28 protein-coding genes, 2 tRNA genes and 1 pseudogene are annotated in these 24094 nt (G+C 38.7%); 18 read left to right on the top strand and 13 right to left on the bottom strand.

Translation table 11 applies throughout. The features are described 5' to 3' along the window. The first annotated feature begins 24 nt into the window (after positions 1–24). Positions 25–1539, top strand: coding sequence for an acetyl-CoA hydrolase/transferase family protein (locus tag ACTJJG_RS03490; protein ID WP_002116671.1), 1515 nt, complete (start codon positions 25–27; stop codon positions 1537–1539). A 130-nt stretch (positions 1540–1669) separates the two neighbouring features. Continuing rightward, positions 1670–2101: a GNAT family acetyltransferase gene (locus ACTJJG_RS03495; RefSeq protein ID WP_002116887.1), complete on the top strand. Its 432-nt coding sequence runs from the start codon at positions 1670–1672 to the stop codon at positions 2099–2101. A gap of 168 nt (positions 2102–2269) precedes the next feature. Here ACTJJG_RS03495 and ACTJJG_RS03500 read toward each other — a convergent pair. Continuing rightward, a tRNA-Phe gene (locus tag ACTJJG_RS03500) sits at positions 2270–2345 on the bottom strand. Between the two features lie 106 nt (positions 2346–2451). Continuing rightward, the gene (locus tag ACTJJG_RS03505; RefSeq protein ID WP_002116928.1) at positions 2452–2835 is read right to left on the bottom strand and encodes a GNAT family N-acetyltransferase; all 384 of its coding nucleotides are present in this window, start codon (positions 2833–2835) and stop codon (positions 2452–2454) included. A gap of 102 nt (positions 2836–2937) precedes the next feature. On the opposite strand from ACTJJG_RS03505, the gene hisB reads away from it, so the two are divergent. From hisB to hisA, 5 genes are all read left to right on the top strand, one after another. After that, positions 2938–3531: an imidazoleglycerol-phosphate dehydratase HisB gene (gene hisB / locus ACTJJG_RS03510; protein WP_002116767.1), complete on the top strand. Its 594-nt coding sequence runs from the start codon at positions 2938–2940 to the stop codon at positions 3529–3531. Next, complete coding sequence (hisH, locus tag ACTJJG_RS03515) at positions 3531–4148, top strand: imidazole glycerol phosphate synthase subunit HisH (protein ID WP_032057222.1); 618 nt, start codon at positions 3531–3533, stop codon at positions 4146–4148. Before hisB ends, hisH begins: the two co-directional genes overlap by 1 nt. Positions 4149–4298: 150 nt before the next feature. Then, the gene (locus ACTJJG_RS03520) at positions 4299–4847 is read left to right on the top strand and encodes a DUF805 domain-containing protein (protein ID WP_372552794.1); all 549 of its coding nucleotides are present in this window, start codon (positions 4299–4301) and stop codon (positions 4845–4847) included. 86 nt (positions 4848–4933) lie between these two features. Further along, positions 4934–5575: a 3'-5' exonuclease gene (locus ACTJJG_RS03525; protein ID WP_032057219.1), complete on the top strand. Its 642-nt coding sequence runs from the start codon at positions 4934–4936 to the stop codon at positions 5573–5575. Between the two features lie 94 nt (positions 5576–5669). After that, entirely contained in the window at positions 5670–6401 is a 732-nt protein-coding gene (hisA, locus tag ACTJJG_RS03530) for a 1-(5-phosphoribosyl)-5-[(5-phosphoribosylamino)methylideneamino]imidazole-4-carboxamide isomerase (protein ID WP_000905538.1), read from the top strand. 54 nt (positions 6402–6455) lie between these two features. On the opposite strand, the gene ACTJJG_RS03535 is transcribed toward hisA, so the two are convergent. Both ACTJJG_RS03535 and ACTJJG_RS03540 read right to left on the bottom strand, forming a co-directional pair. Further along, the gene (locus ACTJJG_RS03535) at positions 6456–8147 is read right to left on the bottom strand and encodes an ATP-binding cassette domain-containing protein (RefSeq protein ID WP_032057218.1); all 1692 of its coding nucleotides are present in this window, start codon (positions 8145–8147) and stop codon (positions 6456–6458) included. A 206-nt stretch (positions 8148–8353) separates the two neighbouring features. Next, entirely contained in the window at positions 8354–8905 is a 552-nt protein-coding gene (locus ACTJJG_RS03540; protein ID WP_032057217.1) for a helix-turn-helix domain-containing protein, read from the bottom strand. Between the two features lie 97 nt (positions 8906–9002). Between ACTJJG_RS03540 and ACTJJG_RS03545 the strand changes: the two genes are divergently transcribed. Then, positions 9003–9905, top strand: coding sequence for a DMT family transporter (locus ACTJJG_RS03545; protein ID WP_032057215.1), 903 nt, complete (start codon positions 9003–9005; stop codon positions 9903–9905). 36 nt (positions 9906–9941) lie between these two features. Here the strand turns inward: ACTJJG_RS03545 and ACTJJG_RS03550 are convergent, their stop codons facing one another. From ACTJJG_RS03550 to ACTJJG_RS03565, 4 genes are read right to left on the bottom strand one after another with little or no spacing between them, the layout of a single operon-like run. Continuing rightward, entirely contained in the window at positions 9942–10247 is a 306-nt protein-coding gene (locus ACTJJG_RS03550) for an antibiotic biosynthesis monooxygenase family protein (RefSeq protein WP_005078526.1), read from the bottom strand. Between the two features lie 3 nt (positions 10248–10250). Then, entirely contained in the window at positions 10251–10643 is a 393-nt protein-coding gene (locus ACTJJG_RS03555) for a DUF4870 family protein (protein WP_069120226.1), read from the bottom strand. Positions 10644–10679: 36 nt separating this feature from the next. Then, positions 10680–11309, bottom strand: coding sequence for a DUF1294 domain-containing protein (locus ACTJJG_RS03560; RefSeq protein WP_032057214.1), 630 nt, complete (start codon positions 11307–11309; stop codon positions 10680–10682). A gap of 12 nt (positions 11310–11321) precedes the next feature. Next, complete coding sequence (locus ACTJJG_RS03565) at positions 11322–12272, bottom strand: homoserine kinase (protein WP_017400526.1); 951 nt, start codon at positions 12270–12272, stop codon at positions 11322–11324. Positions 12273–12384: 112 nt separating this feature from the next. On the opposite strand from ACTJJG_RS03565, the gene hisF reads away from it, so the two are divergent. Then, complete coding sequence (hisF, locus tag ACTJJG_RS03570) at positions 12385–13143, top strand: imidazole glycerol phosphate synthase subunit HisF (RefSeq protein ID WP_032057213.1); 759 nt, start codon at positions 12385–12387, stop codon at positions 13141–13143. A gap of 40 nt (positions 13144–13183) precedes the next feature. On the opposite strand, the gene ACTJJG_RS03575 is transcribed toward hisF, so the two are convergent. Further along, the gene (locus ACTJJG_RS03575; protein WP_032057212.1) at positions 13184–13822 is read right to left on the bottom strand and encodes a hypothetical protein; all 639 of its coding nucleotides are present in this window, start codon (positions 13820–13822) and stop codon (positions 13184–13186) included. Between the two features lie 109 nt (positions 13823–13931). On the opposite strand from ACTJJG_RS03575, the gene ACTJJG_RS03580 reads away from it, so the two are divergent. The 3 genes and pseudogenes from ACTJJG_RS03580 to ACTJJG_RS03590 all read left to right on the top strand — a co-directional run bounded on the left by ACTJJG_RS03580 (position 13932) and on the right by ACTJJG_RS03590 (position 15965). After that, positions 13932–14936, top strand: a complete 1005-nt coding sequence (locus ACTJJG_RS03580; protein WP_005804497.1) for an AraC family transcriptional regulator — start codon at positions 13932–13934, stop codon at positions 14934–14936. A 132-nt stretch (positions 14937–15068) separates the two neighbouring features. Then, complete coding sequence (gene aqpZ, locus ACTJJG_RS03585; protein WP_032057210.1) at positions 15069–15758, top strand: aquaporin Z; 690 nt, start codon at positions 15069–15071, stop codon at positions 15756–15758. A gap of 41 nt (positions 15759–15799) precedes the next feature. Continuing rightward, positions 15800–15965 (top strand): annotated as a pseudogene (locus tag ACTJJG_RS03590) (hypothetical protein). A 10-nt stretch (positions 15966–15975) separates the two neighbouring features. Here ACTJJG_RS03590 and ACTJJG_RS03595 read toward each other — a convergent pair. The 3 genes from ACTJJG_RS03595 to ACTJJG_RS03605 all read right to left on the bottom strand — a co-directional run bounded on the left by ACTJJG_RS03595 (position 15976) and on the right by ACTJJG_RS03605 (position 18040). Next, positions 15976–16218 carry a hypothetical protein gene (locus tag ACTJJG_RS03595; protein WP_032057209.1) on the bottom strand — a complete coding sequence of 81 codons (243 nt, stop codon included), beginning with the start codon at positions 16216–16218 and terminating at the stop codon, positions 15976–15978. A 45-nt stretch (positions 16219–16263) separates the two neighbouring features. Further along, on the bottom strand, positions 16264–16863 hold the full coding sequence (locus ACTJJG_RS03600; RefSeq protein ID WP_032057207.1) for a LysE family translocator: 600 nt from the start codon (positions 16861–16863) through the stop codon (positions 16264–16266). A gap of 97 nt (positions 16864–16960) precedes the next feature. Further along, the gene (locus tag ACTJJG_RS03605) at positions 16961–18040 is read right to left on the bottom strand and encodes a DNA/RNA non-specific endonuclease (protein ID WP_440608912.1); all 1080 of its coding nucleotides are present in this window, start codon (positions 18038–18040) and stop codon (positions 16961–16963) included. 255 nt (positions 18041–18295) lie between these two features. Here ACTJJG_RS03605 and ACTJJG_RS03610 point away from each other — a divergent pair, with 255 nt between their 5' ends. Continuing rightward, positions 18296–18739, top strand: coding sequence for a hypothetical protein (locus ACTJJG_RS03610; protein WP_032006409.1), 444 nt, complete (start codon positions 18296–18298; stop codon positions 18737–18739). 55 nt (positions 18740–18794) lie between these two features. Here the strand turns inward: ACTJJG_RS03610 and ACTJJG_RS03615 are convergent, their stop codons facing one another. Beyond that, positions 18795–20672, bottom strand: a complete 1878-nt coding sequence (locus tag ACTJJG_RS03615) for a potassium transporter Kup (protein WP_002117080.1) — start codon at positions 20670–20672, stop codon at positions 18795–18797. Positions 20673–20790: 118 nt separating this feature from the next. Here ACTJJG_RS03615 and ACTJJG_RS03620 point away from each other — a divergent pair. The 5 genes from ACTJJG_RS03620 (at position 20791) to ACTJJG_RS03640 (ending at position 24061) form a co-directional block, all read left to right on the top strand. Continuing rightward, positions 20791–20880, top strand: a tRNA-Ser gene (locus tag ACTJJG_RS03620). Positions 20881–21058: 178 nt separating this feature from the next. Further along, complete coding sequence (locus ACTJJG_RS03625) at positions 21059–21871, top strand: helix-turn-helix transcriptional regulator (RefSeq protein WP_032006411.1); 813 nt, start codon at positions 21059–21061, stop codon at positions 21869–21871. Positions 21872–21962: 91 nt separating this feature from the next. After that, a complete protein-coding gene (gene elbB, locus ACTJJG_RS03630) occupies positions 21963–22625 on the top strand; it encodes an isoprenoid biosynthesis glyoxalase ElbB (protein WP_017481765.1) in 663 nt (220 codons plus the stop codon). Between the two features lie 55 nt (positions 22626–22680). Continuing rightward, entirely contained in the window at positions 22681–23418 is a 738-nt protein-coding gene (locus ACTJJG_RS03635; protein ID WP_372552795.1) for a 4'-phosphopantetheinyl transferase family protein, read from the top strand. 106 nt (positions 23419–23524) lie between these two features. Beyond that, a complete protein-coding gene (locus tag ACTJJG_RS03640) occupies positions 23525–24061 on the top strand; it encodes a YbhB/YbcL family Raf kinase inhibitor-like protein (protein ID WP_017481767.1) in 537 nt (178 codons plus the stop codon). Positions 24062–24094: the final 33 nt, after the last annotated feature.

Raw genomic sequence — 24094 nt, forward strand, 5'->3', positions numbered from 1 at the left:
TTTTGACAATATTGAGGATGTCCAATGTCTTTAAGTCGTATTCGCCTAGCTTCTCTTCATGACAAGGTCATCAGTGCTGAACAAGCTGCGCAATTCATCGAAAATGGAATGACTGTTGGTATGAGTGGTTTTACTCGCGCCGGTGAAGCTAAAGCTGTTCCACAAGCACTTGTAGAGCATGCAAAGAAAAATCCGTTAAAAATCACGTTAATTACGGGTGCTAGCTTAGGTAATGACTTAGACAAACAACTCACGGAAGCAGGTGTTTTATCTCGTCGTATGCCATTTCAGGTAGACAACACTTTACGTCGTGCGATTAACAACGGCGAAGTTATGTTTATTGACCAACACTTGTCAGAAACTGTTGAACAAATGCGTAACCAGCAGCTTAAACGTCCAGACGTTGCGGTGATTGAAGCAATTGCGATTACTGAAGATGGCGGTATTATTCCAACAACTTCGGTTGGTAACTCTGCAAGTTTCGCAATTTTTGCCGAAAAAGTTATTGTTGAAATCAACACCTCTTTAAGCGAAAGCTTTGAAGGTTTACACGACATCTATATTCCGACTTATCGTCCAACACGTACTCCAATTCCATTGACAAAAGTGGATGAGCGTATTGGTACAACAGCAATCCAAATTGATCCTGCAAAAATTGTAGGTATTGTATTTAACGATACACATGACTCACCGTCAACAGTAACTCCTCCAGATGATGAGACTCAAGGCATTGCAAACCACTTAATTGCTTTCTTTAATAAAGAAGTTGCAGAAGGTCGTTTACCGAAAAACCTTGGTCCATTACAAGCAGGAATTGGTTCTATTGCCAACGCTGTACTAACAGGTTTAAAAGATTCTGATTTTGAAGACCTCATCATGTACTCAGAAGTACTACAAGACTGTACTTTTGAACTCATTGATGCAGGCAAAATGAAATTTGCTTCTGGTAGCTCAATTACACTTTCTGCAAAATGTGGCGAAAAAGTTTTTGGCAATATCGAAGCTTACAAAGACAAATTAGTGCTTCGTCCACAAGAAATTTCTAACCATCCTGAATTAGTTCGTCGTTTAGGGATTATCGGCATTAACACTGCGCTTGAGTTTGATATTTACGGTAACGTGAACTCAACTCACGTGTGCGGCACTAAAATGATGAACGGTATTGGTGGTTCAGGTGACTTCGCTCGTAACGCCCACTTGGCGATCTTTGTAACCAAATCAATTGCTAAAGGCGGCGATATCTCTTCTATCGTGCCAATGGTGAGCCACGTTGATCACAGTGAACACGACGTTGATATTTTAGTGACAGAGCAAGGTTTAGCTGACTTACGCGGTTTAGCGCCTCGTGAACGCGCTCGTGCAATTATCGATAACTGTGTACACCCACTTTATCGTGATGCATTAAATGACTACTTTGACCGTGCATGTGCTAAAGGTGGACATACCCCTCACTTACTTCGTGAAGCATTGTCTTGGCATGCAAACTTCGAAGAAACAGGTCAAATGCTTCAAGCAGCACCAGTTGCAAAATCAGCTTAAATCACTGGTTGAATCCAAGCACTCCTTCGGGGGTGCTTTTTTATTTGTTTAAATTATTAATAAAAAACTGCTCAAGCCCGAATTTTTATTTTATCTTTTGAGCACATCAAAACAAAAAGTAGAAATCCATATGTTTATTATTCGTCAATTTACAAATGCAGATCTGGATGATGTCGTTATTTTATGGGAAAGCTGTGGACTGACCCGCCCTTGGAATAATCCGGAAACCGATATTTTCAGGAAAGTCTCACAACAGGATGATTTGTTTTTAGTTGCTATTAAAGATGAGCAACTGATTGGTACGCTTATGGGCGGCTACGACGGTCATAGAGGCTGGATCAACTATTTGGCTGTTCACCCCCACCAACAACGCTTAGGAATCGCTACAGCGCTCGTTCAGCAGCTTGAGAAGCGCCTCATCGCTCGGGGTTGCCCAAAGCTTCAATTATTAGTCCGTAAAGACAATTTGAATGTATTGAATTTTTACGAACAACTTGGCTATGACGAGGTAGAAGCCGTGTGTTTAGGAAAACGACTTATTCGTGATAGTTCTCATGATTAGAACCACGTTTCAGTTGAGCCATTTTTAAAAACTTAAGGCGATATTGGGGATAACCCTCTTTGCTTGTGGATAAAATGAGATTTATACACAGGTAAAGTCTTAATCTTGTTATTAAATAAACAGGCATGAAAAAAGCCCCATACATTATGAATGGGGCTTTCTTGAATATGGTGGCGAGACCCAGGATCGAACTGGGGACACACGGATTTTCAATCCGTTGCTCTACCTACTGAGCTATCACGCCGAAGTGGGCGTATTAAACAATATTTACAAGAAGACGTCAAGCAACTTCCGCGTTTTTTGTAACAAGTGATTATTTTTAAATCACAACTACAAAATAATAGAAATTTTTAGTGATGTAGTTTACCAATGTGAGCCAAACAGCGATGAATCGCGCCACAGCCTGGCTCAAAAGTTTTAACACCTTTTGACTCTTCTATGCGGCAAGCTTCTTCAACTAAGCGCTCAGCTACCCCACGACCACGGTTAGCAGGGTGCACAACAATATATTCAAGGACCTTGCTTTCGCCTTGTCCTGAAGACCAAATTGCACCTATAATTTTGGTGTTAAATTCGGCAGTGTATAGCGTGGTATACTGTTGTAAATCTTGTTCAAGTTGTTCAATCGCATCGTGCCCGTCACCAAACTCCGGACTTGTATCATACAGTCGCTCAAGCTGATCGCGGATCTCTGAATTATCTAGAGAACTATAAGCATGTACGGTAATAGGCATTGATTAACCCTCCTGAGCAAACTATGATGCTGTCACGAATTCGTCACAGCGAAATTGTCGTTAACATCCAATCATTTTTGACGTTTTTTGAGGAACGTGTCCATGACGCAACGTATCAGTGAAGTGGTTAGAAATACCAATGAAACCAAAATTCGAGTTCGTTTAAATCTCGACGGTACTGGTCAAGGCACACTAAACACTGGAGTTCCATTTTTAGACCATATGATTGATCAAATCAAGCGACATGGCTTATTTGATATCGATATTCATTGTGACGGAGACCTCGAGATTGATGATCACCACACCGTAGAAGACTGTGGTATCACGCTTGGACAAGCTTTTGCACAAGCTTTAGGCGATAAAAAAGGTTTAAAACGCTATGGTCATTTTTATGCACCATTAGACGAAGCTTTATCTCGCGTTGTTGTCGATTTATCTGGTCGTCCGGGTTTATTCATGGATATTCCATTTACTCGTGCGCGCATCGGTACATTTGATGTCGATTTATTTTCTGAGTTTTTCCAAGGCTTCGTAAACCATGCGCTTATGACCTTACACATCGATAATTTGAAAGGTAAAAATAGCCACCATCAAATTGAAAGTGTGTTCAAAGCACTTGCTCGTGCTTTACGTATGGCATGTGAAGTTGATCCACGTGCAGAAAATACGATTGCATCGACAAAAGGTAGCCTCTAATGACACGTATCGCGTTACTTGATTATGGCATGGGCAATCTACACTCAGCGGCTAAAGCACTTGAGCACGTGGGCGCTACAGTCGATGTGACCAATGATCCAAAGTTAATTGCACAAGCCGACAAAATTGTTTTTCCAGGTGTTGGTGCAATGCGTGACTGTATGCAGGGTATGCGTGAAGCAGGTATTGATGAAGTCGTACGTAAAGCTGCTTTTAATAAACCTGTTCTTGCGATTTGCGTAGGTATGCAAGCATTGCTACAAAGTTCTGAAGAAAATGGCGGTGTAGATGCATTAGGTATTTTTGATGGCGTAGTAAAACATTTCCCTCAAATGGAAGGTTTAAAAGTACCGCACATGGGCTGGAACCAAGTTCACCAAATGGACTCAAACCATCCAATGTGGAACAACATCGAACAAGATGCTCGCTTCTACTTTGTACATAGTTACTATGTCGAACCAAAAGATGAAAGCGTTGTGGCTGCGACTTGTGAGTATGGTGTGAACTTCTGCACAGCCATCCACAAAGATAATTTATTCGCGACTCAATTCCACCCAGAGAAAAGTCATACTGCTGGTTTGCAGTTACTTAAAAACTTTGTGGAATGGAATATTTAATCTGATTTAAAACTGAAAAAGATCAGGTCGAGATGGCCTGATCTTTTTTTTATTTACAATAATAACTAATCATTTATAGAATGATGTTTTATTCAACAAAATATTGAATATTTATACTTCTAAATAAAACCAAATGATCAGGAAAACAAAATGAATTCACCTTTTGAAAATCAGCCACTTCAACAAGATTCCCCCTTTAAAGCTAGTGGTCGTTTTGGGCGACTCTCTTATGCTGCTTGGACATTCTTATTTTCATTCCTCATCGGTATCGCCGTTGTCATCATCGCTTTTACTTTTGGGTTTACATCTAGTCAGGAACTAACCGGTCTTTCTACGGCAGGCATGATTGTTATCGCCATTCTCTATATTGTTTGCCTCTATGTAAGCTTTGTATTTACCATCCGCCGCTTGCACGACCGCAATAATACAGGATGGCTATCATTACTGATGCTGATCCCTGCCGTAAACCTCATTTTTATGATCTATCTCTTTGCGGCAAAAGGTACAGAAGGCAATAATGATTATGGCCCACAGCGCCCTACTCCTGGTTGGGAACGCGTTTTAGGCTGGATTTATATTGTCCTAATTCCACTTGCTTTGGTTTTTGCTGTCGTTGCCACAATCATGTCTCCGACCTATGAAGGCTATGTCGAGAAAAGTGAAAGTGTGGTCATTGGTACACCTTCTCAGTCTCAGTAATTTTTAAAGACATTCATAAAGCCTAGTCCTCTAGGCTTTATTCATATATAAAGTGAATAGCCCAATTCATTTGTACGCTGTTAAATATGTCCGAAGCCGTTGCCCTCCTTGATAAAGCCTCTATTCAGCAGCTTCCTCCTTTTAAAAATCTTAACCACCATAATATTGTGGTGATTGAAAATATTGAGCAATGCAAAAGTATTGAAGAAGAATTAAAAAACGCTGCAATTTTGGGATTTGATTCTGAATCTAAACCTACATTTAAAGTGGGTGAAATCTCAACTGGTCCACACTTGATTCAACTTGCTACAGCACAAAAAGCCTATTTATTTCATGTCAATTCATCGACTTTAAAATTCTTGCAGCCCATTTTATCTAACCAGAAGCAAATTAAAGTCGGTTTTGGCCTTAAAAATGATAAGCACATTTTTCATAAAAAAGGTATAGAGCTAGAAAGTGGTGTGGACCTTGCCAAAGGGTTTAGTCACTTTGGTTTTAAACAGCAAATGGGCTTACAAAAAGCGGTAGCACTGTTATTTGGACAATATCTCGCAAAGTCGAAAAAAGTCGGAACTTCAAACTGGGCACGAAAGCCACTTACATCTCAGCAAATAAATTATGCCGCCGCTGATGCTTATGCTGCATTACTCGTATTTGAAGAGCTCAGAAACCAAAAACTATTACCCGCTCACATTTCACAAACTATTCAAACCGCACTTCAAGCGTAAAGTAATAAAAGTCTTTTCTAAGGCTTAGCGATTGATCAATACTTTGCTAAGATGTGCACAATTTCATAATCATGATGAAGCAAGGAGCGGAAGCATGCTAATCATTCCAGCAATTGACCTGAAAGATGGTAAATGTGTGCGTTTAAAACAAGGGCGTATGGAAGACGATACCGTTTTCTCTGACGATCCGGTTGCAACTGCCCAGCATTGGGTAAATGAAGGTGCGCGCCGTTTGCATTTGGTTGATTTGAATGGTGCTTTCGCAGGTACGCCTATTCATAAGCCTGTTGTTGAAGCGATTGCTAAAGCTCAGCCAGAATTACCAATTCAAATTGGTGGTGGTATTCGCTCATTAGAAACCATTGAACACTATTTAGAAGCTGGCGTGACGTTTGTCATTATCGGTACTAAAGCCGTTCAAGAGCCTGAATTTGTAGAAGAAGCTTGTAAACGTTTCGCAGGCCACATCATTGTTGGTATTGATGCCATGAATGGTATGGTTGCAACTGACGGCTGGGCAAACGTTACTGATGTGAAAGCAACTGATTTAGCGAAACGCTTTGCTGATGCAGGCGTGTCTAGCATTGTTTATACAGACATTGCTCGTGACGGCATGATGCAAGGTGTAAACGTTGAGCAAACTGTAAACTTGGCTCAATACTCAGGCTTACCAGTAATTGCTTCTGGTGGTGTAACCAACCTTGATGACGTTCGTAACTTAAAAGGTCAACCGGGTATTTTAGGTGCGATTACAGGCCGCGCAATTTATGAAGGTACTTTAAACCTTCGTGAAGCTCAGCTTTTGTTAGATGAAAACCGTCTTTAATTTTTAAGATGTAAAAAAGAGCCGCTTTAGGCTCTTTTTTATTTTTGATTATCTTTAGTTTAATAACTTTTCTAAATCGATTACCTCATCCGCAATTTCCATTGCATAGGGCGAATGTGTAATCATGATTACGGATGGAACAACCTGCTGAATATATTCAAGTATATTTTTTGCAGTATCTACATCCAAGGCGGCAGTCGGTTCGTCTAGGATGATGAGCTGCGGGCGAGCTAAAAGACCTCGAAGAATGCAAATTCTTTGCTTTTCTCCTCCTGAAAAATTCTTATAAATTTCAGTTAAATCATCATCGAGCGTTAGTCGATGTTTTTTCAAAATATGTAATAGATTAAATTGATCAAGCATCTGAAGTAAGTAAGAATCTTCATATATGTGCGAGGAGTTATAAACTAAATTATCTCTAAGGGAATAAGGGAAAATAACTGGTTGCTGTGCAACGTAAACAACCTCATCAAAAATATGTTTAGAGAAATTTTGGCTAATATCAATATTCTTATAGCAAAGCTGCCCTGATTGAATCTGATAGACACCCATTAAATAATTCATTAGAGAAGTCTTTCCCAAGCCAGTTGGCCCAATCACGACATACGTTTTATTGGCTAATATTGTTAAATTAAAATGATCTACGGCTCTTTTCCCAAGTAAAAATTTAGCATTTATAAATTGAAAGAGAACGTTGGAGTCTTGAACGATAGAATGCGTATAATTTTCTTTATTGAGATTAAAGTATTTTCGATATTTTGCTAAGGCGACAAAGTTACCATTTAAACGCATCAAGCTTTGAGAAACCGCTAAAAATGGATTGGTGAGTTGAATAATATAAGTACTTATCAATACGAAAGCACCCGGTGTAAGCTGCTTTTCAGTTGAAAGAAAGACTGTAAATAACATAAAAAAGAGTAAAAACAAAAAGATCAGGAACAATTGAGAAATCATCAATAGCCCTATTTTTTTATTCCTATCTTTAGCTGTTTTGATGAATGAGTCTAATGTGGTATTAAATTTTGACAATTGAAACGGTACTGCATTTTTTACTTTAATTTCATATGAATTTGAGATCTGATGTATCAAATCGCTATTTACCTGATTATCTTGTTGATACATCGAATCAAATAAAGAACTACTTCTTTTATTTATATGAAAGGAAACTAAAAAAATAACGATAGCTACCAATAAAAAACTGATACTAAAAAGTAAGCTAATAGTTGTAAATAAAACTGCAAAGATCATAACCAATTGAAAAATGATTGGCCCCAAATGAAGCAGCAACGTTAGATTTATCTCACCAAAAGCAGAACTTCCTCTTGCAAGATCACTGATGACTGTTCCAGCTTCAATTTGATCTTGCTCATCTTTTTTAAGATTTAAATAATTTTTTAACCCCGCAAAAATTAATGCTCCTTTGAAATCAACCATCAAATAAGCACTAAAAATATTTTTCGTCCAATTACATAACTCATTTGCTAACCATGCTGCAGCATAAGCGAGTACGATTAGATATAAGAAATTAAATGGAAGTCGAATATCTAGTGGAAAGTTATATGCCTGTGCAGAGTAATCAATAATAATTTTTAATAGGTATGGCAATAATGTCGTAAAGAATGCTGTAAACATTACTAATAAAAACATGAGAAACATACTACCTTTCTGCTTCTTATAATTTTCTTTAGAAACCTGCCATAAAAATTTATAGTTTTGAATATCTTGTGAACTTAATAAGAACTTCATTTCTGTATCTTTTTTCTATTAAAACGAGTTAAAAATAATTTCATTACACACGAAATATCATAACTTGCCTTATTTATTCTTATTCGTATTTTTTGTTTAAATTGAATTCACAGGTTTTTAAGATAGGTCATATACATCATATATGCCTTCAATAAACTGCATAAATTTTAAAAACATATATTTTATTAAAAAGCTTAAATTCCAAATCAATACACCACATTACGAGTAAATTTAAGCACTTGGTTACCACTATTGATATAGGTATAAGTAACAGAACTTTCAAAAATAAAAGATGAACCAGCTGGTATTATTTTTTTGCTGTCAGTAAATTGTATGGTCAACTCACCTTCTAATACGTAAATAATTTCCTGCCATCCGTCTGCATCTGCTTCCGCCACGTAAGACTCTCCCACTGCCAAAGACCATATCCAAAGCTCAACTTGGGAACGAGATGGAACTGAAGCGAGCAAGGTTGCTTTACTTTCTTCATCTTTACCCTGCCAAGCGAGTGCATTTACTACAGCATGTTCTTTATGCTCAGGTGCACTCACAATCGTTTTAAAATCCACACCCAACACTGCTGCAATCGCATCGAGTTTGGCCAAACTAATATTGACCTGTCCAGTTTCCAAAGCAGCAATGGTTCGTCTACTCACACCTGCCTGATCTGCCAAATCTTGTTGACTCAAATCTCGCTCATCTCTTAATGAACGAATATTTGTGCCTACGTGCTGTAAAACGGTACTCGACTGGCTCATAGAATGGATTAGTAAGAAAATTTGAGCAATATATTGCACAAAATACAAGAATAGCGCAATATGTGCAGTATATTGCACAATTTAATTTAACTTGAGTATGTCACCAATTTCTCTGAGTTCAAGCAAAGCCCCACAGTTAGCCCTCATTTTGATTACGATCATTTGGGGAGGAACATTCCTTACTGTGCAGTATGCGCTGAATTTTGCATCACCTATGTTTTTTGTAGGCTGTCGTTTTGCTGTAGCAGCTCTTACTTTGCTTCTTATCTCATTAAAAAGTATGAAAGGTGTTACTTTAAAAGATTTAGGCGCTGGTAGCGCGATTGGTCTTGTGATTGCGGCAGGCTACGGCACCCAGACCATTGGCCTACAAACCATTCCGAGTAGTGAATCCGCTTTTTTAACGGCGCTATACGTTCCGCTTGTTCCTATTTTAATGTGGCTCATCTTTAGAAAAACTCCCCATATCATGACTTGGGTGGGAGCCGCTCTTGCCTTTGCTGGCCTTGTTTTATTGACGGGCAATGGTTTTGAACAAATTTCCTTAAGTTTTGGTCAGCTTTTAACAATCCTGGGTGCCTTTGCGATTGCTTTAGAAATTATTTTTATTAGCTACTTTGCTGGAAAGGTAAATTTACGCCGCGTCACAATCATTCAACTTGGTGTCGCTTCTCTACTTTCTTTCGCTATCATGCCTGTGGTGGGTGAACATACGATTCCAGCATTTTCATGGCCCCTAGTACTGATTGCTATTGCGTTAGGTTTAGCGAGTGCACTCATTCAATTTGTTATGAACTGGGCTCAACGTGTGGTTGATCCTTCACGTGCTGCAATTATTTATGCAGGCGAACCTGTTTGGGCGGGCATTATTGGCCGAATTGCAGGTGAGCGTTTGCCAATGATTGCCCTTTTTGGCGGTGCTTTAGTAGTCTTAGGCGTTTTAGTCAGTGAGTTAAAAATTAAGTTACCAATTAAAAAAGCTAAAAGAATTCGAGAATAAAAAAAGAGAGCTTAACGCTCTCTTTTTTACTATCTATCATTTTTTCTTCAATAACCTACACGGTTGGTAGTACTCAACCGTCGGCATTGGGTCATAAAATGGATGGAGCAAAGTTTTCCATTCTTGATAAGCCTCAGACTTTCTAAACCCTTCTGTATGGTTTTCAATTTCATCCCAGAAAATCATTAAAATATAATGATGTGGGTCAGTTGCATGCTTAATCAGTTGGACCGCATTAAAGCCTTCCATTGGATAAACAATATGTTTAGCCTGCTCGAATGCTTCAAGAAATGCTTCACTTTGCCCAGACTTTATACTCAAATGTACATGTTCAATAATCATAATTTATTGATACATCGGACGGTTATGATTTAGCGCAATCAAACCACGAATTGCACGATATACAATCCAGATCCACGCAGCACCAATTACGCCCACACAGAATACGGTCGATGAGATTGCAACTCCTGCAAACAAGTCGGTATTTTCACCTGTAAAGAACAAGAAAATAAACGGCAAAAAGGCAATAATATTCCAAGCGAGATACCACCAGAATGTTCTGATTTGCCATGTAAAGTGGCTCGCAAAAATCGAGCCTTGTACATCAGAACGTTTTACGTAGTTAATAATTAAAGCAATAACCGCAAGTAAGCCGCCTGTAAAAATGGCAACAATATAAAGTACATATAAAATAAGTGTTAAAGTACGATTTGGATCTTGGTCGATAGAACTATTCATTTTTATACCTCTCAAGTTTATTAAAACGATTTACTTTTATGAGCCCCGCAATACGTTTAAGGGAGAAATTAGCCACAAAATCAAAAGTAAATGAAAGAATATGGTACAAAAATAAATCTTACGAAAGGGTTGTTTTTGTGTTTTATGTCTCAGTTTTTGTTGTGCCCACCATGCAGCTGGCCAACCTCCTAAAAAGCTAACAATGTGCAATGTTTGTTCAGGTACACGGCGATTACCCAATTGTGCGGCTTCTTTATCTTGAGAATAGAGCCAATAACTTAAAGCATTCATCATTAAAATAAACAATAAGGTATAGGCGGGTAAAATATGGATAAAACTCATAATTCCCATTAAAACGAAATAAAACACGATCCCCATTTGCATTGCAGACCAAGGGTTAGCTTGAAAGGAAGATTCTGCTTTTGCAGGCTTTGACGCTTTTCGGGTTTGAGATGCTTTTAAATAGGTGACCTGCTGAGCACGAAAACGGCCTCGTTCATCGAGAATCACCCGATATTCCAGTGCACATCCAATAATTGGCCGAGGTCCGGGGCGTGCAAAATCTTTGATATGCAAAAAGACTCGCTCTTTTTCAGCATCATCCGGCTGAATAAAGCCATAACCTTTTTCGTCGAACCATTCGACTAAACGCCCCTGATCTCGCATGTTTATTCCCTTTTATGCTTTTACATGACTTAAACGGTCTTGCATCATTGCTCGCATTTCTTGCGGGTCTTTTTGCAAAATGTCATCGCCGGTACGTCCTTCTTCTTTATTTTTTTGAGCAACTTGCAAACGCATTGACCAAAAACGGCACGCTGCCATTGCCAAGAATACATCTAAACATGCAAGTTCATCTGAAGTCAGCGCACGAACTTTTTGGTATGCCGCTAAATAAGCGTCGACTTTGTCTGAGTTTAAATGCGCTGCCGGATATTCGGTACAAAAATCATTAATGGTAATCGCAATATCAAACAGCAACTCATCTTGATTTAACTCGTAAAAATCTAGAATACCTTGTAATTGCTCACCTTCAAACAAAGTATTGTCGCGGAACAAATCAGAGTGAATAAAACCTGTTGGTCGATTTGAATACTGCGCTGTTTTCGCATTAAAAGCTTGATAGACCTGCTCAAGTAAAGTTTGGTCATCTTGAGTCATGCTTGGTTTCAGCTGTTCTGCAACACCTGTCCAGTATTGATGATCACGTCGATATTCACGTTCAAGTGGAAAATCTTGTAAAGCCACATGCAGTTTCGCCTGTGCATCTGCAATCGCTGCAACTTGCGCTACTGTGGTTTGCATGGGATGGTGGCCCATTAAACGTGGTGCAATTTGTGCAGGCTTGTCTGCAATAACATGAACCGCTTGACCGCTATGTTTTAACGGCACTGCAACGGGTACATCATGTGTCCCTAATTGCTCAAGTACAGGAATAAGTTCGCCCGCCCCTTGTGCATCTAACTCTTCAAACACGGTGAGTACATATTGTTTGCGGTTTACATCAACCAAAAAATAATTGGTGTTTTGAATACCTCCCTGAATTGGGTTCAGCTCCAACACCTCTAATCCATAAGGTGCAGCAAAGGTGCGAACTTCATCTAAACTCAACGGGGTATAAACCGACATGGAAAACCTGCAAAAAACATCTGTGAAGTTTGATAGAATACCTCTTCCCTCCATGAAGGTGTAGCGCCTGTGTAGGAACTTTCACCAACGGCGATTATTTTTGGAAAAAGCTATGCTTGCTAAACGTATTATTCCTTGCCTAGACGTTGATAACGGACGCGTAGTTAAAGGCGTTCAATTCCTCGATATTCGTGATGCTGGCGACCCTGTTGAAGTGGCACGTCGCTATAACGAACAAGGTGCAGACGAAATTACTTTCTTAGACATTACCGCTACACATCATGGACGCGATACCACTTACCGTACTGTTGAGCGTATGGCCGAGACTGTATTTGTGCCATTAACTGTCGGTGGTGGTGTACGTAAGGTTGAAGATATTCGTGCGTTATTAAATGCCGGTGCAGATAAAGTGAGTATTAACTCGGCTGCCGTATTTAATCCGGAATTTGTTCAAGAAGCTTCACAGCACTTTGGCGCGCAATGTATTGTAGTTGCGATTGATGCCAAAAAAACTGGCGACAACAAATGGGAAATCTTTACTCATGGTGGCCGTAAACCAACTGGTATTGATGCCATTGAATGGGCTGTAAAAATGGCTGACTACGGTGCGGGTGAGTTGCTGATTACTAGTATGGACGCCGACGGTACTAAAGCGGGTTACGATATTGCTTTAATGCGTGCTATTAATGACCGCGTTACCATTCCAACCATTGCCTCAGGCGGTGTAGGTAACTTACAACACCTTGCAGATGGTATTTTACAAGGTGGTGCCGATGCAGTATTGGCAGCAAGTATTTTCCACTTTGGTCAATATACGATTCCGGAAGCTAAACTATATTTGGCTGAACAAGGCATCGAAATGCGCTTGTAAGCTTAATCATAATTAAAGGGGCGATATGCCCCTTTATTTTTTATGCCGCACCATCTATTTCTTTCACTTCACTAGGAAGTTCTAGTTTTTCTTTTTTCTCGACCCATTTTGCTGGAAAGATTTTTTCTACAGCTTGAGTTAACGGTTTAGCAAATAAAGTAGGCAACCGAATACCCGAAGGGTTTTGTTCTTTTAAATCTGCCGAAGACACCACTCGTGTTCCCATCACATAATCAAACCAAGGCTTGGTCACACACCAATTGGCGTCTTGATTAGAGTTCATGTGGTGGTCGTAATGCCATGGAATTTTACGCTTTGCCCATTCAGGCTCTAAATGTGCACGGCGATGAATATAATAATAATTTCCAGCACTGTACCAAGCTGCGAGTGCCATGCCTTTTGAAAATGGATAGAAAATTGCGCTTGAAACGGTTGCCACCACAGCAAGCGAAATTAACTCATTTTTAGTTCGCCAGTTTCTTACGCCCTCAACATAGCAATCATCATGAAATTGTTGTTTACGGACTTCACGATGGTGTGCCCAATGAGATTCCATGCTTTTTGGTACTGGGCTATAGCGCGGTTGTCCCACACGGTGTACACCATGCAAAATATATTTATGCGCCACCCATTCAAATGCATTCGCAACCGCAATTCCGGCAATAAACCCTTTTAACATCACCTAACTCCTTTTTCTTTTTATTCAGCATATAAAATTCGTTATGCTAGGTATTGACCAGAATTTATGGTTTCATTGACAAATCACGACAAGAAAGAGGTGGTTAGGGATGCCACAACTAAAGAATTATACAGGCTCAGTGTATGGAGGGCTGGGACATCTATTAAAAGCTTATTGCGAAGCCAATCAATTAGCTATTCCTGAACAATTAGAACAAATTCAAAATCTGGAACGCTTTGACTACGTCGTTTGGCGTGATCTATTAGAAGTGATTTATAAACTAGACCCGAAGCCGGGTTTAGGGCTAGAAATTGCCAAATATGTGCAACCCAAACACTTAGGGATTATTGCTTACCTCGCGCTCTCTTGCGACAACTTAGGTGAAGCCTTAATTCGCTATCATGATTTTCACCGTCTGATTTATGACGGGAGCCCATTAGTGGTTGAGCTACAAGGGAGATATGGTTCTATTCGCTGGGAAGCGACTGAGCTACACCCTACCCAGCTTACCGATGAAATCGCGATTGCGTTGGTGATTCAGTTCTTACGTCTTTTTATGTCTCATGAAGACGTGCATTTACATGAAGTACGTTTCTTAAATGCTGCCCCTAAAAATATTAGAGTCTACGAACAATACTTTCAATGTCCCGTTCGTTTTAGCCAACCACGTACAGAGTTACTCATTCCAATTACAGAAATTCATAAGCCGCTTAGTAGCGCCGACCATACCTTACAGCAACTATTGGTTCAGCAAGCACAAGCGCTTTTAGAGCAATTACCAAATTCGACCCAACTTGATCAGCGTTTACAGCATTCAATTTTGACTGGGCTACAAAAGAATCAATATCAAATTGAACATATTGCTGCTCAATTAGGCCTATCAGTTCGACAACTCCAACGACACTTACAACAACAAGACACCACCTTTCAGGAACGCGTTCAGCAAGTGCGCTTTATGCTTGCAACCGAATATTTAAAAGATCCGCATTTAAGCTTACAAGAGATCGCACTTTTACTTTGTTATTCAGAACAAAGTGCGTTTCAAAGAGCATTTAAACATTGGACCAATCAAACACCCCAGCAATGGAGGGATCAATTTTTAGACAAAGAATAACCAACCAAAACTTACAAATCTTTTCTTGATTAAAACAACACTGAAAACAAAAATTTCATATAGTCACATGCTTAATTTTTTGTGACATATTTCACACTAATTAAAAAATACATCAATAGATGAGTAATCACAATGAATAAATATTTTGCTGAATTCCTAGGTACGTTTTGGCTAGTCTTTGGTGGTTGTGGTAGCGCAGTATTAGCCGCAGCTTTCCCTGAACTTGGTATTGGCTTTGCAGGTGTAGCCCTTGCCTTTGGTTTAACCGTACTCACAGGTGCTTATGCTCTAGGGCATATCTCAGGCGGACATTTTAATCCCGCGGTAAGTGTTGGCCTTTGGGTCGGTGGCCGCTTCGATGTTAAAGATTTAATTCCCTATATCGTTGCTCAAGTGGTCGGTGCGACTGCTGCTGCATTTGTTCTCTATATTATTGCTCAAGGCCAAGCGGGCTTTAGCGGTGTTGGTAGTTTTGCTTCAAATGGTTTCGGAGATTTATCACCAAACAAGTTTGGCTTAGGTTCTGCTTTCATTATTGAAGTCGTTCTTACTGCTTTCTTCTTAATCATTATTTTAGGATCAACACATGGTCGTGCACCTGCTGGCTTCGCTCCTATCGCGATTGGTTTGGGCTTAACACTCATTCACTTAATCAGTATTCCAGTGACGAACACTTCGGTAAACCCTGCACGTAGTACAGGCGTTGCGTTCTTTGCTGAAACTGCTGCGTTAAGTCAATTGTGGTTGTTCTGGGTGGCACCGATTCTAGGGGCTGTGATTGGGGCAATTATTTATAAGGTAGTTGCTGGGGATAAGGATTAACTCTTCTTAGACTCAATCTACTATCGCGGTGGGTGACATGGATGTCACCTGTTGAGCAGGGGTACACGGAAGTACCCTCTGATCAACAAAAGACTTTTGCTTACTTTTGGTCTTTCAAAAGTAAGAAATGTCTATACACACTCAATAAGACGTAACGTGATACTAAAGACTGTATGGCAGCACGCCCATGTTAAATATTACGCATAGCATGCATAAATTACAAAAACGGATTATTAATTTCTTGTTCAGCTAGACGTTCAATTTTCTCAGGTAATTCTTCTTTTTCCAAAGCCGTAACCACTTCGTTTAAAAAGCTCTGCAATGCCTTTGCCTGTTCTAACCCAACTTTGTCTTTGGTAATTTGCAAGTTGCCATAAATACTGACGCAATCAACATCATTTTCTAATGTTAAATCTTCAATTGAAGAAGACTCTGTACCCTTTTCAAATGGCTTAAACATAGGTGTTGTCTCGTTGTTATATCGTCACAGTGTAATACGGTCAATTTAAAAAAAATCGATCAAAATTAAAAGAGCAGATAAAATTAAAAAAGCGCCCATCAAGATATTAAAATATTTCAAACGATTGCCCTGATTGAGCACCACTGAAAATTTATCACCACAGAACCCCCAAAAGAACAAACACGCATAGCAAGTAAAAAAGTAAATAACGATAAAGATCGGCAACGACTGCGGGTTTTCAATGCTGGTAAACATGGTAATGCCTGACACACAAGCCAACCAAGCTTTGGGATTCAGCCACTGTAACAAGAACCCATCTTTAAAATTGGGAACAATCATCTGTTCAACAGGAACACTGGAAATAGAAATATTTGCAGCAGAAAGAATAATTTTAATCCCGATATAACAAACAAATAGCGTTCCACAAACTGCAAGAATTTTTAATACAACAGGAAACTGAGTTAATAAACTCTGAAGACCAAATGCCATAAAAATTAAAAGCAAGGTAAAACCAATTGTGGCCCCTGAAATATAGGGAAGAGATCTTTTTAAACCGTGATTTAAACTGGTCGATAAAATGACAGTATTGACTGGGCCTGGGGTAATAGACATTGCAAATGAAAAAAGAAACATCGAGGCAAACATTGTTATTGTCCTTATTAAAATAGAATCTATAGACAGATCTGTCTATAGATTCTATTTTAAACAATTAGAGTATTGCAACAACAATCAAAAAAGCTGCTTATTTCATTATTTGCAAGAAATAGTTCACTAAGGCTTCTACCAGTTGTTTCACAATCGCCTTTCTGGTTTCTTCATCAATTGTTGGAACTTTTGCTTCCAATGGCTCCGAAGAACCAGTTTTTTGCTTTTTAAACTGATCTTGTAGCGCTTGAATTTGGTCAGCGCTTAGGTCTTGTTCACACTGGCTTTCACCATCCCAATGCAAATAGTCGAGCTTTTGATTTGGTTTAACTTGGCTCGCTGTTAAAGGTAGGCGATAGACATTACGCTTTTGTTGCTCAGTTAACTGCGGGAACAGGTTGACGCCTAAACGCTCCTCAAGGTAGCAAACACTCACAACCTTCACTTGTAGAGAGTTATTATTAGGTGCGTAATAAGCGCCGATCGCCCCAGTTTTTGGCATATACACCGCTTTATAAACTGCGGTTGGAACAATTACACCCTGCCCAATCGTCTTAAGACGTTTGCCTTCAAAAACAGGACCTGTCACCACATAAATATCTTGTTTTTGTTTAGTGGCAATGGCACGGGTGGCTTCTTCGAGCTTACGCCAGACTTCTTGGTTATTTTTAGGCGCTTGCGGCACCATGTTACTGAGCGAGAAACTATCAGATTGGGATTCTTTATTTGGCATATCACCATTTGGCGCCATATGCCCACGGTCATAGCCTGAACCGCGATAGTCACTTAATAGTGCCCGATGTTTTTGATCAACGCGGGTTTCTTCATGGAAGTTATCTTCACGCTTAATTTTGACACTTAAACGTTCTGCATTTAAATGCTCTGCCGACCATAACGGCGTTTTAGAAATACCTGAATACAAAACGTTAAAGCCATTAAAGCACAGTGGATAACTGTCTTTTTTTAGGCTGTCTTTATTTAAAGCAGGTGGAACTTCACGATAGAACTGATTAAGACAAGTCGAGTTAGTTGTTAAAGGTGAAAACCACTGCGAAATCTTTTCACTACCAAAAGCAATCGCAAAACTTCCCGCAGCAATACAAGCAAGAATAATCTTGCCAAAATGCTGACTTATAAAGAATGAGTTTGTACCTTTACTACGTTTTTTACTTGCCATGTTTCTATCAATACCACTGTCCACACGCAGCTTAACAATCCTGCTTTTTTAAGTATATCTCTTATCTTTCAAATGGTTAAAACATGGTCATCTTTTTTGTAACTCCATTACCCATTACGTAACAATCTGTTGGAATTATGAGAGCCTTTGGCTATTGAATTGCGCCAATTGCGTATCTTTCGTTGAAAAACACTGATTGCTTATGACATGGTTAGCTCCACAAATTTGGATAAAAATATAATCGGAGTCCACTTAATGATCCATTCAAAGATTATTGGTATTGGCGTAATCACGGGATTATGTAGTATGGCCGCTTTGGCTGAGCCAGCAGTCCAGCCAGGAGATACTTTAGAAAGTTTGTCTAAAGTAAAAGTAACCACAACCGTAAATGGCCAACCAGGCTCTATTAGCGATTTAGTCAATAGCGGACAAGTACAGCAAGTTTCTGCTGCACCAACAAATGCAGCGCCTACAGGTGCTCCTATTCCTGCGGACGTTCCACCAGCGCCTCCAGCAGGCGGTGAAATGGCACCTCCAGCAGCACCAACTGATGCTGTACCACCTACACCAAACCAAGCGCCTCCAGCGCCACAAGATCCGAATACTCCACCGCCTCCGGCAGATCCAAGTCAGTCGGCAGACCCAATGGCAAAAGACGGTGCTTTACCAGCAGACGCACCTATGCAACAAGCTCAATAATCAGAGCCATAAAAAAACCAAGACTTATGTCTTGGTTTTTTTATTACATCAATTTTTATATTTCGATTTGACTACCTAACTCAACCACACGGTTGGTTGGAATCTGGTAGAAGTCACTCACCGGACTGGTATTACGCTGCATAGAGATAAACAGTTTTTCTCTCCATGGAGACATACCATCGCCCACCGAATGAACAATACGATCACGGGAAATGAAGAAGCTGATGTGCATCAAGTCATATTCAAGACCGAGCTGTTCATAGGCTTGCATCAATGCTTTTGGTACATTCATTTCATCTTTAAAACCGTAGAAGATTTTAATACGGAAGAAATGTTCAGCTAAAGTTTCTGTCGTAATACGCTCTTCTGGCGCAACGAATGGTACATCTTCAATCACTACAGTGACCAAGATATTACGCTGATGCAGTACCTTGTTGTGCTTGATGTTATGCAGCATGGCATGTGGCACAACGTTCGGTGTACCTGTCATAAAGACAGCATCACCCGGCACCCAGTGCACACTATTACCAATACTTTTCACAAACAAATCTAGAGCCAAAGTGTCATGTTCAAGCTTAGCAAATGTAAGCTCACGACCACGTTTCCATGTCATTAAGATGGTCACGGCAATCGCACCAATGAGTAATGGCACCCAACCACCCGACAAGATTTTAAGTGAAGTGGCACCGACCAATACCGACTCTAAAACAAAGAATGGAATAATCAGGAGCAACACTTTTGGCAGGCTCCACTTCCAAGCCGAGTAGATAAATACGGCAACCAAAATCGTGTCACAGAGCATGGTCAAGGTCACAGCTAAGCCATACGCACTTGCCAAGTTTGAACTGCTTTTGAAGATCAAGATTAGGATAATAATTGCGATTAAAAGTAACCAGTTTAAGAAAGGAATATAAATCTGGCCTTCTTCAGACTCAGAAGTATGTTTAATACTTAAACGTGGTAAATAACCCAATTGAATCGCTTGGCGTGCAAGAGAAAACACCCCAGAAATTACAGCTTGAGAGGCAATTACCGTTGCCATGGTCGCCATAATAATCATTGGGTAAAGTGCCCATTGCGGAACCAATAAATAGAACGGATTTTCAATTGCCGCTGGGTCTCTGAGCAATAATGCACCCTGTCCTGCGTAGTTTAAAACTAGGCACGGCAAAACCACAAAGAACCATGCCATACGAATTGGCACTGGTCCAAAATGCCCCATATCAGCATAAAGTGCTTCACCACCAGTCACTGTTAATACTACAGCACCCATCACAAAGAATGTCATGATTGGATGGTGATAGATAAACTGAATGGCCCAATGTGGACTGAACATGCCTAACACCACAGGAGTCTGAATGACGCTGTGAAGACCTAATAATCCTAAAGATAAGAACCATACCATCGTGATCGGGCCAAAAAACTTACCGACAAAGGCCGTACCGTGTTTTTGCACCAAAAACAAAGAGATGATAATGGTAATCGCAATTGGCATGATGAATGGGTCAAATACATCGGTGGCAATAGACAAGCCTTCAACGGCTGACAATACCGAAATAGCTGGGGTAATAATACCGTCACCAAAAAACAGCGATGCACCGATAAAACCAATTGCAATCATGTAGATTTTTTTGTTGTCGGCAATCTTGGCTTTACGTAAGTTCAATGCGAGTAAGGCCATGATCCCGCCTTCGCCGTTGTTGTCTGCACGCATGACAATGGCGACATACTTGATGCTGATGATCAGCATTAAGCACCAAAAAATAATAGATAAAATTCCTAATACGTTTTCAGGCTGAATTCCCAACCCATGCGCTGCATGGAAGGACTCTTTCAAGGCATAGAGCGGACTTGTTCCGATGTCTCCAAAGACCACTCCAAGAGCTGCCAAAGCCGTGGCAGGCAAGGTCGCTTTTTTGGCCGTATTTTGCATTGTGTAATTAAACCAATATGATTTTTAGCGCAATCTTATCACCTCTATTATTTTTTTTCTGTAATGCTCGTCTTAAATCTTGGCAGGACTCGTTTTTTTAGTTACTATCGCACGCCTTGGTGAGGTGTCCGAGTGGCTTAAGGAGCACGCCTGGAAAGTGTGTATACGTTTGCGCGTATCGAGGGTTCGAATCCCTCTCTCACCGCCAGAATTGAAATTTAAAGAGGCTTAAACCTAATGGGTTTAGGCTTTTTTATATACAATAATTTTATTTTACCTCATCTATTAGTTTCATATTAAAATAAAATATATTATAATTATAAGAACATTTTCTATCCCCCTGCTTATCTGTCTACAAATTATGTTTAATGCGTATATAATTTATTATGGATAACCTGATTTCATCAACTAAGAAAGCTATTAACTATCATTCTTATGTAAAATTACCTTTTTCCATTTATTCTGCTTATCAAGAACAAAGAATTAAAAATGTTCCTATTGCAAAACCTTTACTTATAGTGATTTTAAAGGGTGTAAAAGAACTTGGTAGTAGAGGTGATATAGAATGTTTTTCAGGTTCTTTTATATTTCTTTCTAATAGCTCAAGCATTGATATGCGTAATATTCCAAATCAAGAGGAATATTATGCTCTTCTCATAGATTTTGAATTTGAAGACTTTAATGAACTTCCTAAGACTTCAGGAAACCCTAAAAATTATGTTCAAGGTCAACTTAATCCTCTTTTAGAAAGTGCTTTACATCAATTTATAGACTTCTCATCAATTGCCCCATCTTCTGCATTTAAGTTTAGAAAAAGAGAGCTTTTAGAACTTATTTATTATTCAGGTTATACGGATATTTCCAATATGAATAAAAATACAAGTTTAACTGAGAAGGTTCAGTCATTAATTTCTGATCATTTATCTACAGAATTAACAGTTGAATTCATTGCCTCTCAGCTTTTTATGAGCTCTTCCACTCTAAGAAGAAAACTTAAAAACGAAGGAAATAGTATTCAAGACATCCGAAATAGAGTGAGGTTAGGATATGGCCTACATCTAATTCAAACCTCTAATACAAGTATTGGAGACATTGCATTTCAATGTGGCTATCAATCTCAATCTAGATTTACAGAACAATTTAAAAGTTTGTTTGGGCTTACCCCTCGTGAGCTACGTAAAACCAAAATGCTCACTTAAGGCGAATTTATGGCAATTCTGCGTATAAAATTTTTCAGGAAGAAAACTTAAGATCTTTTGCACACTTAAAAAAAGGTTCTTAAGAAAGTAGATGAAAAAAGTAGCAGTAATTTTATCGGGTTGTGGTTATTTAGATGGTTCTGAAATTAGAGAATCTGTTTTAACCCTCTTAGCTTTAGATGCAGCAAATATTGAATATCAAATTTTTGCACCCGATGAACCTTTGTTTCATGTTGTGAATCATGTAAAGGGTGAAGTAAATACTGCTGAAAGCAGAAATATTTTACAAGAAGCGGCAAGAATTGCCCGTGGTGAAATTTCATCACTCGATAAACTTGATAAAAGTGAATTTGACGGTCTTTTACTTCCGGGTGGGTTTGGAGTCGCAAAAAATTTATCAACTTTTGCCTTTAAAGGGGCAGAGGCAAGTGTACACTCTGAAATTAATTCAATTTTAAAAGCGTTCCACCAAAGTAAGAAACCTATCGGAGCAGTATGTATTTCTCCTGCGCTCTTGGCGCTTACATTTGGAGACTTACACCCAAATATTACGTTAGGTTCTGACGATAATATTGCTAAAGAAATTGAAAAAACAGGCTCGATTCACCATGTCTGTCAAACCTCAGACTGTGTAGTAGATAAACAAAATTTATTTGTTACTACTCCTGCCTATATGGATGATAAAGCTAGCTTAAAAGATATATATCAAGGTATTACAAAGTTAGTTAAAGAAATAAAGGACCTAGCACATTAATATTTTAGGGATAGGTCAGCTATCCCTAAACTTAATATAAAGATATGATTTTATAGTGTTAAATAATTTCTTAAATTTCTATAGTAATCGTTCGCTTCCCAATTATTTTATAAAAAAACACAAGGTTTTTTATAATCAGAATTTAAATTTATATATGGGCTATTGTGAGTTTGAATTTAAAGAATTTGACATTCAAATGTTTAATCAAATGTCAATTTTTTTTCCTGATAGTTTAAGTCCATGTACAGTAAAAAGAAAAAGTGAATTTTTAGCAGGACGTTATGCTTCACAGTTAGTATTATCTGCCATAAGGAAAGATTACTTCTATCAAAAAGTCGAAATGGGAAAATTCAAAGAACCAATTTTCCCATTAAATATAATAGGTTCAATAACACACAGTGAAAATATTGCAATATGTATAGCTACTCAATCAAAAAATGTAAATTTCTTAGGGATTGATATAGAACCTATCATTAGTAAATTAGATTTTTTCGCATTACACGATAAAATTTATACTTATCAAGAGTTAAAAATAATTAAAAACTCAGGGATTGATTATCTTTTAGCAGCAACATGTATATTTTCTGCAAAAGAAACTATATTCAAGGCATTCTTTTACTATTTACAGAATAAGATCGATTTTAATAATTTTAAATTATACAGGGCATACACTAGAGGCAATACAATCATAATGAAATTCCGCTTAGAAAAAGAGTATAGTACATTTAGAAGAGAAGTCCTTGTTAAAGCAAAAATTTATAAAAAACACGTTATAACTTGTCTAATTAACTAACAAATAGCGATTTTGATTAATTTAAGCTAAAAAGTGATTTATTGTAGATAAAATTAAATAACAATAAATATTAGAATTTTTTACCTTTTTTTGAGTCAAGATTCTCATGAATAAAATTGCTCTAGCTTTTCTTTTACCTTTAATTACATGCACACATTTATCGGCTGCAGAATTTCAACTCAAAAGTAGTGATATTACAGCTAATAAATTTATGAAAAAGGACCAAGAGTTTCAAGGTTTTGGTTGTGAAGGAGGCAATAAATCTCCTCAATTATCATGGAGTGGAGCACCAAGTGGTACTAAGGCCTACGCAATTATGGCTTATGATCCAGATGCTCCTTCAGGTAGTGGCTGGTGGCACTGGCAGGCAGTAAATATCCCTTTAGAAGTCACTTCTGTTTCTTCTGGTACAGGACATTTTAATAATAAAGATGTAATTGAAATTAAAAATGATTATGGCCAAACAGGTTTTGGTGGTGCTTGCCCACCTAAAGGTCATGGTATCCATCACTATCAATTTACTGTTTATGCACTTTCGGAAAAACTAGATTTACCACCTAATGCTTCAGCAGCATTAACAGGCTATATGGTAAAAGCTCACTCTTTGGCATCTAGCACTATCGTTGCTCTTTATCAAAAGTAAGAATAATAGTTTTATGGGGATTTTCTTCCCCAT

Source organism: Acinetobacter sp. 22512 (genome assembly GCF_052044755.1).
In the GTDB taxonomy this organism is placed as follows: Bacteria; Pseudomonadota; Gammaproteobacteria; order Pseudomonadales; family Moraxellaceae; genus Acinetobacter; species Acinetobacter pittii.